Raw genomic sequence first — 13,123 nt, 5'->3', positions numbered from 1 at the left:
GTATGTTCCCCTCACCCTAACCCTCTCCCCGGAGGGGCGAGGGGATTGCTCAGTGCTCGCATTAATTTGTGGGGAACCCTCAGCCCACGGGGAGAGGGAGAAAACATTAAAAAAGGCAACTTTCGTTGCCTTTTTGCTTTTACCTTGGTCCCGCACTCACCAGCGCAGCACCCGCCGGGGTGTCGGTATACTTCTCAAAGTTTTCGATAAACAGTTTCGCCAGCGATTCTGCCTTCTCGCGCCACTGTTCCGGTGAACCGTAGGTGTTACGCGGATCGAGGATACGCGTATCCACGCCAGGCAGCTCTGTTGGGATCGCCAGATTGAACATCGGCAGCGTAAAGGTCTCGGCGTTATCCAATGAACCATCCAGAATCGCGTCGATGATGGCGCGGGTATCTTTGATGGAGATACGCTTGCCGGTACCGTTCCAGCCGGTGTTCACCAGATAGGCCTGGGCGCCGGACGCCTGCATGCGTTTCACCAGCACTTCCGCATACTGCGTTGGGTGTAGCGACAGGAACGCCGCGCCGAAGCAGGCGGAGAAGGTTGGGGTTGGCTCGGTCACGCCGCGCTCGGTACCCGCCAGCTTAGCGGTAAAGCCAGAGAGGAAATGGTACTGCGTCTGGCTGGCGGTCAGGCGGGAAACTGGCGGCAACACGCCGAACGCGTCTGCGGTCAGGAAAATCACCTTCGTGGCGTGGCCCGCCTTCGACACCGGCTTCACGATGTTGTCGATGTGGTAAATCGGGTAAGAGACGCGGGTGTTTTCGGTTTTGGACGCATCGTCGAAGTCGACAGAGCCATCGGCACGCACGGTGACGTTTTCCAGCAGCGCATCGCGGCGAATCGCGTGGTAGATATCCGGCTCTGCCTCTTCAGACAGGCGAATGGTTTTCGCGTAGCAGCCGCCTTCAAAGTTAAACACACCGTCGTCGTCCCAGCCGTGCTCGTCGTCGCCAATCAGACGACGTTTTGGATCGGTGGACAGCGTCGTTTTACCGGTGCCGGAAAGACCGAAGAATACTGCCACGTCACCTTTTTCACCGACGTTTGCCGAGCAGTGCATGGAGGCGATACCGCGCAGCGGGAGCAGGTAGTTCATGACCGAGAACATCCCTTTCTTCATTTCGCCGCCGTACCAGGTACCGCCGATCAGCTGGATACGCTCGGTCAGGTTGAAGGCGATGAAGTTTTCGGAGTTCAGACCCTGCTCTTTCCACTGCGGGTTGGTGCATTTCGCGCCGTTCATCACGATAAAGTCAGGGGTGAAGTTTTGCAGTTCTTCATCGGTCGGACGAATGAACATGTTCTTCACGAAATGCGCCTGCCAGGCCACTTCAGTGATAAACCGAACGGAGAGACGGGTGTCGGCGTTAGCGCCGCAGAAAGCATCGACGATGAACAGACGCTTGCCGGAAAGCTGATGGGTGACGAGCCCTTTCAGATGCTGCCAGGTTTCAGGAGAGAGCGGTTTGTTATCGTTCTTCCCTTTGCCTTTATCGGCCCACCACAGCGTATCGCGGGTGGTATCATCTCGGACGATGTATTTATCTTTCGGCGAACGGCCGGTAAAAATACCGGTATCGACGGCGATAGCACCAAGATTCGTCAACACACCTCGCTCGTATCCTTCCAGTGCCGGATTGAGCTCTTCCTGATACAGCGTATCGTAATCGGGGTTGTAGACCACTTCCTGGACGTCGTGAATACCATAAGCCTTGAGATCTTGCGGGGTTAAACCATTAACACGCATATCACTGCTCCTTAGCCAATATGTACTGCCTGAAATTGTAGGGTTTTTCTGGGGATGTTAACCGCGACGGGGCTCATAGATTTACGTATCTGGTCAAAACCCTTACTAACGGAAAACGCTGCGACTCCAGTCACAGGGCGGGCAGATTATCGCAGGAATCGCTTTTTGGTTGGGGAAAATGTTCTTAAAAGGTTAATCTCTGGTGAATTTATCCAGAAGAATGTGAATGTAATCGCATACATGAAAGAAAATTACGTAAGAGTTACATTGGGAAAACGATTCAGGTCTCTTGGGTCAGCTATTTTCAGAGTTTGAGGTGGGGGCCAGAGTTTTGCCTTGATGAGACAATAGATTTTTCATGAACAAGGGATGAGAAATGGAAAACCGTGAGACGTTATCTCCTTCAACGCGCGTAGCCGTCGTGCTGGCGGGGGCTCTACAGGGCGTAATTTGCTATGTAATTACGTGGTATATCGAGTACGCAAAATTGCCATCGGATACGCTGTGGCTGATGTGTGTAGTACCTGCCACCGTGGTAATGACAACCACGTTGTCTCTTGCCATGACGTCATTCAGAAAGCCATTTTTGTGGCTGTCACTCGGGATGATCGGCGCGGCAGTCGCGGGTATGGGCGGCTGGCTTAAGTGGAGCGTTGCAGGACTCGAAAGCTGGAATCTCAGAGATGAGATGCTCGTTTTCGGCTTTCATCTGCTGCTGATGACGCTGTTCGTGTTGCCATGGCTTCAGCGGCGTCTGGATCCCGTCCCGACTACCTCATTCTACAGCGACTTTTATCAACGAAACTGGCATAACGCGCTGACGCTGCTCATTATTTTTGTTTCGAATGGTCTCTTCTGGCTGGTGCTTTTCCTCTGGGCCGAGCTTTTCGAACTTATCGGCATCGGCTTTTTTGATCGGCTTTTCTTTCATTCTGACGGGTTTATTTCAGTGGCGATTGGCGTGGTTTCAGCCAGTGCGGCCGTGCTCACGCGCATGCAGGTAAGGTTAATCCTTGCCCTGCAAAATCTGCTGACCCTCATCGCCACCGGTCTGCTTCCCCTGATGGCGGCGCTGGCGCTGCTCTTTATTGGCGCGTTGCCTTTTGTCGGCTTTGAATCCATTTCAGCCAGAATATCCGCCGCGGGCTTGCTGACCACCTTAGCGCTGCTGCTGTTATTCCTGGTGACGATAGTGTGGCATCCACAGCGTCAAACGCTGCCTTACTATGCCCCGCTGCGAGGGATGATTCGCCTTGCTGTGGCTATCGTACCCGCGTATCCGGTTCTGGCGGGGTGGGCGCTGTGGCTACGCATTTCGCAATACGGCTGGTCACCCGAGCGTCTGTACGGGGTATTGATAACCATCGTGGCGCTGGTCTGGGCGGTCGGTTTTTGCGCCAGCGTTCTGATTCAGCGCCGTGAGCCGCAGAAGATCCATGCGTACGTCATCCCGACGACCGGGCTGCTTTCCCTCATCTTCCTGGCGTTGATCCATACCCCCGTGCTGGATCCGTGGCGAATAAGCGTTGCAAGCCATATGGCCCGCTATCAGGACGGCAGAATAACTGCGGATCAAGTCAGCCTGTATATGCTCAGTAACGCTAGACGAAAGGGGCGGGAGGCGATGCTCACGCTGCAAAACGATCCGCAGTTTATCTCTAACCCAAAACGCCAGCGTGAAATAAATGGTCTTCTCTCCAGGAACGCTGGCGGAGCAGGTAAGATGACCGCCGCGATGCTGGAAAAACAGGTCCAGCTCGCACCGGGAATGGCTCGTCCTGATAAGGCATTGTGGCAAGCCATGCTCAGCAATCAGTATCGCTTTGAGAGCTGCGATAGCGCCCAGAGTAACTGTTTACTCATGCCGCTGGATCTTAACGGCGACGGCAAGCCTGAAGCCGTGCTATTTCAATTTACCGATCGCACGATCGTGGCTTACACACAAACCAACACGGGCTGGAGGATCGCCGGGGACGCGTGGAAAATGCCGGAGGCATTGACCAGAGAAGAACTTGACCGCGCATTAAGGCAGAGGAAAGTGAAATCTGTCGTGAAGCCCTGGGCGGATATTGAGATTTTTGGGGAGCGTGTCGATATGAGCTACGACAGTTACAATAATGCGCAGCGGCGTTAGTGCTCTTTCTTGCCGGGTGGCGCTACGCTTACCCGGCCTACAATTAGCAATCATATCAAAAAATTGCACAATTCATTGTAGGCCCGTGCAAGCGTAGCGCCGCCGGGCAACAGGCTCAGAGCTTAGTGAACCTGCGGATCCGCCGGAGAGGCGTTATTGCGGATCTCCGCGATATCCATCGAATTGAACACGTAGTGCGTACCGCAGTAGTCACAGTGCATATCGATTTCACCGTCTTCCGCCATGATGCTGTCGATCTCTTCATCCGGCAGCGTTTTCAGGGCGCCAGCACAACGCTCGCGGGAGCAGGTGCACTTAAATTCCACCGCCTGCGGATCGTAAACCGTCACTTCTTCTTCGTGGTAGAGACGCCACAGCACGTCGGTCGCCGACAGGGTGAACAGCTCTTCCGCTTTGATGGTTTCCGTCAGCGTTGCCAGATGTTCGAAATCATTGGTCTGCGCATCCTGCGCAGGCAGAACCTGAAGCAGCATACCGCCGGCAGCAGGCTGTCCATCCACTTCACCGGTGCGGATGAACAGACGGGTTGGCAGCTGTTCGGAACGCATGAAGTAATCTTCCAGGCAGGCGGCAAGCGTATCGCCTTCCAGACCGACAACGCCCTGATAGCGTTCCCCCTCTTCAGGCGAAATCGTGATGACCAGGTAGCCGTTACCGACCAGCGTTTTCAGATCCGCATTTTCAGGGATATCGCCCTGAACGCGCGCCACGCCGCGCATCTGCTGCTGGTTATTGCCGTTGATCACCGCCAGCGACATTGGGCCATCGCCCTGCAACTGGACGGTAATATCGCCAGCAAACTTCAGCGTGGCGGTCAGCAGGCTGGTGGCAACCAGCAGTTCGCCCAACAGGGTTTTTACCGGCAGCGGGTAGTTGTGGTTTTCCAGAATCTGTTTCCAGGTTTCGGATACGGTGACCAGCTCGCCGCGCACGGCGAATTGTTCAAACAGATAGCGGTGTAATTGGTCGTGTTGGGCCATTTTCATCTCTCATGCAGGTGAGGGTTACTCGCTCTCACCGTGTTTAAATTTCATCAGATCGCGGCGCTCTTTTTTATCCGGTCGCCGGTCCGGGTGAGGCATCGTCAGCGCGTTCATTTTGCGCGCCAGCGCGGTTTTCTCGCGCTTCTCTATGCTTTCGGCCGTCTCTTCATACAGCAAAACGGCTTCGGTTGCTGGCCGCCGCTGTTCGGTAATGGCTTTCACCACCACCGTTTTCTCATCGTTGCCCTGGCGAAGCGTTAACGTGGCATTCAGTTCAACCAGCTTGCTCGGTTTGCTGCGCTGACCGTTGTAATGCACCTTTCCGCCGTCAACCATTTCTCGGGCAAGGGCGCGCGTTTTGTAAAAACGGGCGGCCCACAGCCATTTATCCAGTCTTACCCCATCAGAGGGTTTTTCTTTCATGGCGTCTCCTTCACGGTGAGTGAGGGGATCATCCGGCGATAGTCGTTCAGCCCCGGATGTCGCAGATAGCTTTTTTCAGCCAGGCCGGAATCAGGATTGGTCACGCCCAGACAATAGCGAATGCCAAAAGCGGCCGCAGAATCCAGAATCGGCTCGCTGTCGTCAATGAACAGCGTGCGTTCCGGCTGTAAACCGGTCTCTTCCACCACGGCATGCCACAACCGCTGATCCTCTTTCGGATAACCAAATGTGTGGGTGGAAAGCAATAAATCAAGGTGCGAAGCAAGACCGGTATGTTCCAGCTTCACGGCCAGGTTATGGGGATGCGCATTTGTCAGCAAAATACGGCGCTTACCGCAGGCTTTCAGCGCGTCCAGGAACGGGACCGTATCTTCGCGCAGAACGGCGCGTGCGCCCTGGGCGGTGGTCATGGCGCAAATATCCAGACCGAGTCGCTCGCTCCAGTAGTCAAGACAGTACCAGTTTAGCGTATGCTGCATCGCGCTATATTGCGAACGAATGAATTCCTGCGCTTCCGCCGGGGAGATCCCCTGCTGTTCACCGTACGTTTCCGGAACCAGCTTTTGCCAGAAATAGTTATCAAAGGCGAGATCAAGCAGCGTGCCGTCCATATCAAGCAGGACGGTATCGACCGCCTGCCAGTCGATATTAAGATGCATAAGGGGGAACTCCAGCCAGAAGAAACGTGCGCGACAGGGTAGCACAACTTGTCGCGCAGAGACGTTATCCGATCAGGCTCTCAGAAGAGGAGATCAGTTTCGGGTTTAGGCAATTTTCGTAGTAGGCCTGGATTTCTGCCAGTCGCGTGCGGGAGCGCTGATAGCGGCGTACGGCCTGATAACCGTTCCAGATAATACACGCCAGCATCGCAATCAGCAGCAGGGATGTCCCTACATAGCGCCACAGGCCAGCGCTATCCGGCATACGGTGCAGGCCAATATGACGCGTGCCGTTGGCATCGGTAAAGAGGGTGGTGACGATCCCTTCCGCGCTGAATGGCGTCTGCATCAGCATCTGCGCCAGACGCTGGAATTCGCTCCACTGCTCCTGGGCAGGATAGTCATACAGCGAAACCTGCGGATAGGGTTGATCCACCAGGTCGCTGCCTTCATCGCTGGCAATCACAAAACCACCCGGCGCCGGGCTGTTAAGCGCCTGGGCGGCACGGGTGGTTTCACGCATCACGAAGGGGGCGGTAGAGGTCGCCACCAGGTTATCCAGCGACTCGGCGCTGACCGGACGCAGAAGCACATTTACACCATCGAGGCGTCCCGCTTCGGCGCGTTTCACCAGCGCGTCCCAGTCTTTGCTGTTGCCGAGGTTGACCAGCGCGTTCTTCAGCCGGATACAGTCATCCTGAGCTGAGCAGAGATCTTCTGTTTTCAGGACGATTTCGCCAAAGTCATCCAGCAGCACCATGCCGGACTTCTGAATGGCCGAACGCAGGGCAGGGCTGACGCGAGAATCATCATCCGGTTTTGGATGGAGCTGGCGATTAATCGTCTGGGTGAGCGCGGTGGCCTTATTGACCACATCCGATTCCGGAAGCGGCAGCGGAGAGGCGTCATTCCAGATGATCTGAGAGCAGTCGAACGGCGCGAACGGCGAGTTCTGGCGCGTGTTCCAGGCGCCCGGTGAGTGGATATTACACATCCCGGTGCCTTTCAGCCGCAACGTATCCCCCACGCGTACACCCGCTTCTTCGAGCTGCTGTACGCTGGTGGCTTCCACGGTTTGCGCCCCTTTGATCCATGACAGGGTAAATTTAATCGGCATATCCAGCGGCACGAAAAGCAGCAGCATGAGGAAGATTAACGCGGCGCCACCGGCAATCACCGCGCTGCGAAGCCAGTGCTGAAGCGGGAAGTTTTTTACTTCGTCGTGCAGGGATAAGTAACGTCCCTGGCGTACAACGTGGCGGTCGAGATAGATATCAATATCCGTTTTGTGGCCCAGGTCCTGCGCAATCCACGGCTGCCAGTGGCGCGGATAGATGAGATCGATGATCCCGAGCGAGATATTGTTGATATGTTCCTGATCGTTTTCGCCGAACAGTCCCCAGCGTTTTGGGGTTCCGCGCAGGCAGTGAATTTCGCGTAATGACGTTTTTGCCGGCGGGGCAAATATGCCCCACAGCCCGGCGGCCAGAAGCAGTACTGCGCCACCCGCGAGCCACGGAACAAACACGTCCGGCGTCAGCAGGCAGATAAAAAAGAGCAGGAACGAGACGACAATCAGCACCGCTTCGCGAATGCCATCCGGGCGGCTCAGGACGTACTCTTCATGCGTTTCCTGGCGGATGTTGAGCAGTTCAATCTGCTCTGTCTCTTCACCACGAATAGAGGCCTGCGTTCCGCTTGCGCGTTCCAGCGCAAAGCGTGGCGCTTCCTGAACATATTCGCTCAGAGTATGACCATTAAGGGAGATAACCAGCGGCAGCGTATCGGTATGGATGAGCTCGACGCTGTTTTCGTCGTTGATATACTGCTCCCAGAAGGGAGGCAGGTGCACTTCAACAGAGTCGAGATAGTAACGCCATTTGTTGGGATCGTCGGTTGTGATGCCGTAGCGGGTAATGGAGCGCGTTACGCACAGAACGGTGTCGCTTTGGGCGTTCAGGTTGAGCGATACGGGGGCGGCGCTGGCGCCGGTAGGGCCAGGCGAAAGCCGGGATCGGTTCAGCGTGTCGAGATACTGCTCAACGGTGCTGCGTTCCTCTGGCGAAAGCTTGCGCGTGTTTGCCCCGGCAAACGCGTTCAAAAAGGGCAGCCGATAACGGCGATGTACGCGGCGCCTGAATACCCACACCGCAATCGACGCGCAGGCCAGCACAGCAGCGAGAAAAATCAAAATGGTGCTCATGCTTTCCCCATCTTACTTATCTTCTTACAGGTGTTGTCAGTCGCACCTTTTGTACAATGAATGAGATTCTGTGGTCGGCTATCGGCAAGTATGGAGTCTAACTTGAGCATGTTGACGCGCATCCCAGTGACCGGTAATGATAACAAAGCCTGTTCCGGCGCGATATCAGCAAATTCCTGGAAACTTTTCAACCTCTTGACATTTGTTTTGAAATGAGAATTGCCTACAGTTACGTTGCATAAATGTAAATAAAGAGCAATTGACATTGCCGAAACCGTGCGGCGTATCGCACAATAAAGCCAGTTCACCCAGCAAAGACCCGTCAAGATGACCAAACCCTTACAAAAGCCCACCATTCTGAATGTTGAAACCGTCGCAAAATCGCGTCTGTTTAATGTTGAAAGTGTGGATCTGGAGTTCAGCAACGGTGTGCGTCGTGTTTATGAGCGTATGCGCCCCTCCTCGCGTGAAGCGGTGATGATAGTGCCTATCGTCGACGAGCACCTGATCCTTATTCGTGAATACGCCGTGGGCACTGAATCCTACGAGCTGGGCTTCTCCAAAGGACTGATCGATCCGGGCGAAACGGTGTTTGAAGCGGCAAACCGGGAGCTGAAAGAAGAGGTCGGCTTTGGCGCGAAAGAGCTGACGTTCCTGAAAAAGCTGAGCATGGCGCCGTCCTATTTCTCCAGCAAAATGAACATTGTTGTCGCGGAAGATCTCTATCCTGAATCGCTGGAAGGAGACGAGCCGGAACCGCTGCCGCAGGTTCGCTGGCCGCTGGCTCATCTGATGGATTTGCTGGAAGATCCTGACTTTAACGAGGCACGCAACGTGAGCGCACTTTTCCTGGTGCGGGAGTGGCTGAAGGGGCAGGGGCGTTTGTAGCGCCACCCGTAAAAACGGCAACCGATGGTTGCCGTTTTGCATTACGCTGTAGGCCGGGTCAGGCGTCGTCACCGCCCGGCTTTTTTGTTGGCGTCAGAACAGTTCGTGCGTTTCGCCGTTATCAATGATTTCGGTACCCACCTCATGCACCGCCTGCGTGGTTGGCTGCGTACCCTCGATGAAATACTCGGCACGGCTGTTGCCGCCATTCGCGAGCTGTCCGGTGCTGCGGTCAATATTGATCGTGACAATGCCCGGCGGAGGCGTTAGCGGCTGCTCCGGCACGCCCTCGAGAGCGGCCTTCATGTAAGCATCCCAGGCCGGTTGCGCACTCTTAGCCCCACCCTCGTAACCGGAAATCTGATCTTTAATTGCGCCAGAAGCGGTTGTGCGTCCCAGAGTGCGGCGGTGATCGTCAAAACCAATCCAGACCGAGGTGACAACGCCCGGGCCATAACCTGAGAACCAGGCATCTTTTGAGCTGTTGGTTGTGCCTGTTTTGCCGCCGATGTCGCGGCGCTGCAAATCGCGGCCCGCTCGCCAGCCGGTGCCTTGCCAGCCCGGTTCGCCAAAGATGTTGGTGTTCAGCGCGCTCTTAATCAGGAACGACAGCGGCGTGCTGATCACGTGCGGAGCATACTCCTGCGCGCCACTCTGGGCGACCAGCGCCTGATTGGCCTGTTCCAGCTGAGGCTGCGGCACCGCCAGATTCTGACGTTCCTGAGAGATGGCAACATCTTCCATATCCTTGTTTTCAAGGACATTGGATTTTGGCGTGTCGCCGTAAATCACCGGAATATCGCATTCAGGGCAGGCAATTTTCGGCTTCGCTTCAAACAGTACGCCGCCCTGATCGTTCTCGATTTTGCTGATGAAATACGGATCGACCAGGAAGCCGCCGTTTGCCATTACCGAGTAGCCACGCGCGACCTGGAGCGGCGTGAAGGACGCGGAGCCGAGCGCCAAAGATTCGGTATGAACGATGTTTTGCGCCGGGAAGCCGAAGCGTTGCAGATACTCTGCCGCATAATCAACGCCCATCGCACGCATCGCGCGAACCATGACCACGTTCTTCGACTGGCCAAGGCCCTGACGCAGACGGATAGGGCCAGCGTATTGCGCCGGAGAGTTCTTCGGCTGCCAGTCAGAGCCCGCACCGGCATCCCATCGGGAAATTGGCACGTCGTTGAGAATGCTGGCGAGCGTTAGCCCCTTGTCCATCGCCGCGGTATACAGGAACGGTTTGATGTTCGAACCGACCTGACGCAGCGCCTGGGTTGCGCGGTTAAATTTGCTCTGGTTGAAATCGAACCCGCCAACCAGCGCCATCACGGCACCGTTCTGCGGATTGATGGAGACCAGGGCAGAGTTGACGTCCGGCACCTGTGCCAGCCACCAGGCATCGCCTACCTGACGCACCCAGATTTGTTGTCCAGTTTGTACCACATCCGTCACTTTACGTGGAGTAGGCCCCTGAAGGGTGTCAGAACGGTACGGACGCGCCCAGCGGATACCCTCCATACGCAGCGAAACGGATGTACCATCGGCCATCATCGCCACCGCTTCCTGCGGATCGGCCTGGGTGACCACAGCCGGACGCAGCGGGCCATAGGTCGGCAGCGCTTTCAGGGAATCAGTAATTTTTTTGCTGTCCCATGCGCCTTCGCCCACTCTCCACAGCACGTTGGACGGGCCGCGATAGCCGTGACGCATATCGTAATCCATCACGTTATTACGCACCGCCTGCTGGGCAGCCTGCTGCACCTTGCGGGTCACGGTGGTATAAACGCGATAGCCGTCTTCATATGCTTTGTCGCCGTAGCGGCGCACCATCTCCTGGCGAACCATTTCCGTCAGATACGGCGATGAGAAAGCAATTTCCGGTGCATGGTAATTGGCATCAATCACATCGCTGCGTGCCCGATCGTACTCATCCTGGCTGATGTAGCCTTCGCTCAACATACGCGATAGCACAACGTTACGGCGCGCGGTGGCGCGGTCCAGCGAGTAGAGCGGGTTAAACGTTGATGGCGCTTTTGGCAGGCCGGCAATGGTCGCCATTTCGCTCAGCGTGAGCTGATCGATCGACTTACCGAAATAGACCTGAGCCGCAGCCCCTACACCATAGGCGCGGTAGCCCAGATAGATCTTGTTGAGGTAAAGCTCAAGGATCTCGTCTTTGCTCAGCAGTTGCTCAATGCGGATCGCGAGGAACACTTCTTTGATCTTACGTATCAGCGTCTTTTCCGGGCTGAGGAAGAAGTTACGCGCCAGCTGCTGGGTAATGGTACTTGCCCCCTGAGAGGCATGACCGGAGAACAGCGCCACGCTTGCCGCACGGAAAATACCGACCGGATCGACACCGTGGTGCTCGTAAAAACGGCTGTCCTCGGTGGCGATAAAAGCCTTCACCATCACGGGTGGAATTTGATTTAAGGTCAGTGGGATACGACGTTTCTCGCCGTATTGCGCCATCAGTTCACCATCGGCGCTATAGACCTGCATAGGGATCTGAAGCCGCACATCACGAAGTGTGGCGACATCAGGGAGTTGCGGCTCGACATATTTGTACAATCCAATAATCGAGCCTGCTCCCAGCAGAATGCAACAGACTGCAAGGATCAATAAATACTTTACGAACTTCACCGGAGATTTCCCATTTGGTTTAGCCTGGGCAGTTTCTAAACAATCGCGCGGTAGTATAAAGGCAAGCCTGATTCATTGATATAGCCGTCACTCCGACGGGCGATAAGGAGATCGTGAAGTATGGCTTTTAAAACGTGGCAAACAGGCGTTCATATTCAACAGGATAAGGTGATTGCCGTGGCGCTGACCAGAGAGCGGGCCGGCTGGCGTTTACGGCGCTGGTGGGCGGTGCCGCTGTCGGACGGGGTTATGGGTGAAGGCAAAATACTTAAGCCAGAACAACTGGTTAACGCATTACGTGGCTGGCGGAAAACATTGCCGCACTCGCATCGGGTATTTCTCTCATTTCCGGCAACGCGCGTTCTGCAACGCGCGTTGCCCCGTCCATCCGTTACCTTGCGTGACAGCGAACAGCTCACCTGGGTAGGCGCCGCATTAGCGCGTGAGCTGGAGATGTCTCCCGATACGCTCTGCTTTGACTACGCGCAGGATACGTTCAGCAACACTTTTCAGGTTACCGCCGCGCAAAACAGAGAGGTCGATACCCTGTTGTCGCTGGCGAAAGCGCTGCGTTTGCGCCTGGCCGCAATCGTCCCGGATGCCGGCGCACTGGCTAATCTTCTCTCTGCTGTTGCACCCGTCCGGTGCGTAGCCTGGAGGGATAAAGACCAGTGGCTGTGGGCGATGCGTCACCAGTGGGGGCGGCGTTACACCACAGAAGCGGCGACGGTGAATGAGCTGGCGGCGTTGCTTGCACTTTCTCCTTCTGATATCGCCGTGTTTGATGCTGCACGGGATCCGTGGGAAGCGGTGACGCTGTGTCAGCCGCCGTTGCCAGAATGTGGTGCTAATTACACTGTCGCCCTGGCGCTGGCCATGAGCGAGGCGCCGTAATGAGCATGCCCAATCTTTTACCCTGGCGTCGGCAGCAACGTAATCAGCGCCTGCGTTTTTGGGGGCTGCTGTTTACCGCCTCATTGTTGGTGATGCTGGCGGGAGGCGTCAGCCTTCGGGCGACGCAGACTCTCGCGTCACAGGCGTTGCAGAGCGATCTGGCGGGAACGCGTGCGGTGCAGAAGGTATTGAAAGCCCGTCAGCCGCAGTCTGCGGGGGTGGAAACCCCTTCGCAGCCGCCTGAGACGGTGGCATGGCAACCCGCGCTTGAATCCCTTGCCAGTGCAATGCCCCGGCAGGCGTGGCTGACGGCGCTGCGTTATCAGCCACCCTCGCTGATCCTGACGGGCTATACCACCTCACTCCCGACGCTCTCCGCCATGACCGATGCGCTGAAAAGGGTGACGGGGTTTAACCCCGGACCGGCAGGCGAATTGCAACAGGATAGCCAGGGGCGATGGATGTTCTCTTTTCAACTGCATAGCCGGAGGTAGC

Annotated in this window: 10 protein-coding genes; 4 read left to right on the top strand and 6 right to left on the bottom strand. The window is 56.0% G+C overall.

Features of this window, described 5'->3' with window-relative positions; translation table 11 throughout:
* Nucleotides 1-139: 139 nt before the first annotated feature.
* Nucleotides 140-1,756, bottom strand: a complete 1,617-nt coding sequence (pckA, locus tag ACNQ0T_RS20975; protein ID WP_046620356.1) for a phosphoenolpyruvate carboxykinase (ATP) — start codon at nt 1,754-1,756, stop codon at nt 140-142.
* A 376-nt stretch (nt 1,757-2,132) separates the two neighbouring features.
* On the opposite strand from pckA, the gene ACNQ0T_RS20970 reads away from it, so the two are divergent.
* Entirely contained in the window at nt 2,133-3,890 is a 1,758-nt protein-coding gene (locus ACNQ0T_RS20970; protein ID WP_337258520.1) for a DUF4153 domain-containing protein, read from the top strand.
* A 122-nt stretch (nt 3,891-4,012) separates the two neighbouring features.
* Here ACNQ0T_RS20970 and hslO read toward each other — a convergent pair whose 3' ends face one another.
* The 4 genes from hslO to ACNQ0T_RS20950 form a co-directional block, all read right to left on the bottom strand.
* On the bottom strand, nt 4,013-4,897 hold the full coding sequence (hslO, locus tag ACNQ0T_RS20965; protein WP_006812239.1) for an Hsp33 family molecular chaperone HslO: 885 nt from the start codon (nt 4,895-4,897) through the stop codon (nt 4,013-4,015).
* Between the two features lie 18 nt (nt 4,898-4,915).
* The gene (hslR, locus tag ACNQ0T_RS20960) at nt 4,916-5,317 is read right to left on the bottom strand and encodes a ribosome-associated heat shock protein Hsp15 (protein WP_003861618.1); all 402 of its coding nucleotides are present in this window, start codon (nt 5,315-5,317) and stop codon (nt 4,916-4,918) included.
* Nucleotides 5,314-5,997 carry a GMP/IMP nucleotidase gene (gene yrfG / locus ACNQ0T_RS20955; RefSeq protein ID WP_417930361.1) on the bottom strand — a complete coding sequence of 228 codons (684 nt, stop codon included), beginning with the start codon at nt 5,995-5,997 and terminating at the stop codon, nt 5,314-5,316. Before yrfG ends, hslR begins: the two co-directional genes overlap by 4 nt.
* A gap of 64 nt (nt 5,998-6,061) precedes the next feature.
* The gene (locus ACNQ0T_RS20950) at nt 6,062-8,200 is read right to left on the bottom strand and encodes an intracellular growth attenuator family protein (protein WP_023298780.1); all 2,139 of its coding nucleotides are present in this window, start codon (nt 8,198-8,200) and stop codon (nt 6,062-6,064) included.
* 327 nt (nt 8,201-8,527) lie between these two features.
* Here ACNQ0T_RS20950 and nudE point away from each other — a divergent pair, with 327 nt between their 5' ends.
* Complete coding sequence (gene nudE, locus ACNQ0T_RS20945) at nt 8,528-9,088, top strand: ADP compounds hydrolase NudE (protein ID WP_003861622.1); 561 nt, start codon at nt 8,528-8,530, stop codon at nt 9,086-9,088.
* Between the two features lie 93 nt (nt 9,089-9,181).
* Here nudE and mrcA read toward each other — a convergent pair whose 3' ends face one another.
* Nucleotides 9,182-11,734 carry a peptidoglycan glycosyltransferase/peptidoglycan DD-transpeptidase MrcA gene (mrcA, locus tag ACNQ0T_RS20940; protein ID WP_045308980.1) on the bottom strand — a complete coding sequence of 851 codons (2,553 nt, stop codon included), beginning with the start codon at nt 11,732-11,734 and terminating at the stop codon, nt 9,182-9,184.
* A 120-nt stretch (nt 11,735-11,854) separates the two neighbouring features.
* Between mrcA and ACNQ0T_RS20935 the strand changes: the two genes are divergently transcribed.
* Nucleotides 11,855-12,628 carry a DNA utilization protein HofM gene (locus tag ACNQ0T_RS20935; protein ID WP_417930360.1) on the top strand — a complete coding sequence of 258 codons (774 nt, stop codon included), beginning with the start codon at nt 11,855-11,857 and terminating at the stop codon, nt 12,626-12,628.
* Nucleotides 12,628-13,122: a PilN domain-containing protein gene (locus ACNQ0T_RS20930; RefSeq protein ID WP_023298777.1), complete on the top strand. Its 495-nt coding sequence runs from the start codon at nt 12,628-12,630 to the stop codon at nt 13,120-13,122. The genes ACNQ0T_RS20935 and ACNQ0T_RS20930 overlap by 1 nt, the downstream gene beginning before the upstream one ends.
* The last annotated feature ends 1 nt before the right edge of the window (nt 13,123 follow it).

This window comes from Enterobacter cloacae complex sp.6700776, from assembly GCF_048284255.1.
GTDB classification, from domain to species: domain Bacteria; phylum Pseudomonadota; class Gammaproteobacteria; order Enterobacterales; family Enterobacteriaceae; genus Enterobacter; species Enterobacter intestinihominis.
Note: the sequence above shows the minus strand (reverse complement) of the source record. Positions and strands in the feature narration are given on the sequence as shown.

Coding starts and splice junctions, on each gene's coding strand:
- pckA (WP_046620356.1), bottom strand. CDS start 1,756: ATGCGTGTTAATGGTTTAACCCCGCAAGATCTCAAGGCTTATGGTATT.
- ACNQ0T_RS20970 (WP_337258520.1), top strand. CDS start 2,133: ATGGAAAACCGTGAGACGTTATCTCCTTCAACGCGCGTAGCCGTCGTG.
- hslO (WP_006812239.1), bottom strand. CDS start 4,897: ATGAAAATGGCCCAACACGACCAATTACACCGCTATCTGTTTGAACAA.
- hslR (WP_003861618.1), bottom strand. CDS start 5,317: ATGAAAGAAAAACCCTCTGATGGGGTAAGACTGGATAAATGGCTGTGG.
- yrfG (WP_417930361.1), bottom strand. CDS start 5,997: ATGCATCTTAATATCGACTGGCAGGCGGTCGATACCGTCCTGCTTGAT.
- ACNQ0T_RS20950 (WP_023298780.1), bottom strand. CDS start 8,200: ATGAGCACCATTTTGATTTTTCTCGCTGCTGTGCTGGCCTGCGCGTCG.
- nudE (WP_003861622.1), top strand. CDS start 8,528: ATGACCAAACCCTTACAAAAGCCCACCATTCTGAATGTTGAAACCGTC.
- ACNQ0T_RS20935 (WP_417930360.1), top strand. CDS start 11,855: ATGGCTTTTAAAACGTGGCAAACAGGCGTTCATATTCAACAGGATAAG.
- ACNQ0T_RS20930 (WP_023298777.1), top strand. CDS start 12,628: ATGAGCATGCCCAATCTTTTACCCTGGCGTCGGCAGCAACGTAATCAG.